Source organism: Ancylobacter polymorphus, from assembly GCF_030813495.1.
GTDB lineage: Bacteria > Pseudomonadota > Alphaproteobacteria > Rhizobiales > Xanthobacteraceae > Ancylobacter > Ancylobacter polymorphus.
Genome location: NZ_JAUSUI010000022.1, coordinates 1 through 1,365, shown reverse-complemented (window position 1 = coordinate 1,365; position 1,365 = coordinate 1). Strand labels below are relative to the sequence as shown.

Genomic DNA, 1,365 nt, shown 5'->3' with positions numbered 1-1,365 from the left:
AAGCGATGGGGTGGACGCCCCCTGACGGCATCGATGTGTCAGAGTGGATGTGTTCATCACCACTGGAGGAGGCGTCCGTGAGCGAGATCAGCACAATCGGCATCGATCTGGCTAAGTCGGTTTTCCAGGTTCACGGCGCGGACCGGGGCGGTAACGCGATCCTGCGCAAGAAGCTGCGGCGTGACCAGGTTCTGGTGTTCTTCGCGTCGTTGCCACGGTGCGTCGTGGCGATGGAGGCTTGCGCGAGCGCGCACTACTGGGCCCGCGAGATCGCTGCTTTGGGCCACGATACGCGGCTCATCCCGCCGGCGTACGTGAAGCCGTTCGTGAAGCGGCAGAAGAACGACATGGCTGACGCGGAAGCGATCTGCGAGGCGGCGCAGCGCCCGACGATGCGGTTCGTTCAGGGCAAGAGCGCGGAGGCGCAGGCATCGGCCGTGGTGTTTCGTACGCGCGACATCCTCGTGCGCCAGCGCACCCAGCTGATCAACGCCCTGCGCGGGCACCTCACCGAATTCGGCTATGTCGTGCGGCAGGGTGTCGGACATGTCGGCAAGCTGGTCGAGATCGTAGGCGATCCCACATCAGGCATCCCGGCTGAAGCGCGGCCGGTACTGGTCGTTATCGCACAGGGTTTGCAGGCACTGCAGGCGCAGATTGCTCTTCTCGACCGCGAGATCGCGGCCCGGGCGAAGGCAGACCCGGTGGCGCAGCGGTTGATGACGGTCCCGGGCATTGGTCCGGTCATCGCGGCGGCGCTGGTCGCACTGGCGCCAGCCGCCAGGACCTTCCGCCGCGGGCGTGACTTCGCGGCCTGGCTTGGTCTTGTCCCGCAACAGCACTCCAGCGGCGGCAAGGAGCGGCTCGGGCGAACGACCAAGATGGGGGAGCGCAGCCTGCGACGGCTTCTGATCCTAGGCGCGAGTTCGGCGACCAAGGTCGCGGCGCGCGATCCCGACAAGGCGAGCGGCTGGCTGGCCGGCATGTTGGCGCGCAAGCCGCGTATGCTGGTCATGGTCGCACTGGCCAACAAGATGGCGAGGATCGTCTGGGCGCTGATGGCGCACGGCGGATCCTACAGAACTTCGGCCGCGGCAGCATAACCGCCACGGCTCGAGGCGTCAGGGACGCAAGGTAAGGTCAGCAGAGAGGTATGGCGCAACGGTCAGCAGACGGGGTCGGGAAAACCAGTGAAATGTCCAGGCGCCTCGAGCGCGCAAAAGCGATCTGGACCCGATCCGCGATCTCCATACAGGCCAGCAGCCGTGATGATGGCTGCATCAACAGGCCGGACACACGGAAGCACCTGAACCCGCGCAACATGCCCTCAAAAACCTCTTGCATCCAACGGGGCGTCCACACACG

Annotated in this window: 1 protein-coding gene; it reads left to right on the top strand. The window is 65.6% G+C overall.

Annotation, left to right across the window (positions count from 1 at the left end):
* The first annotated feature begins 77 nt into the window (after nt 1-77).
* Nucleotides 78-1,103: an IS110 family RNA-guided transposase gene (locus tag J2S75_RS22440; protein WP_307023471.1), complete on the top strand. Its 1,026-nt coding sequence runs from the start codon at nt 78-80 to the stop codon at nt 1,101-1,103.
* Nucleotides 1,104-1,365: the final 262 nt, after the last annotated feature.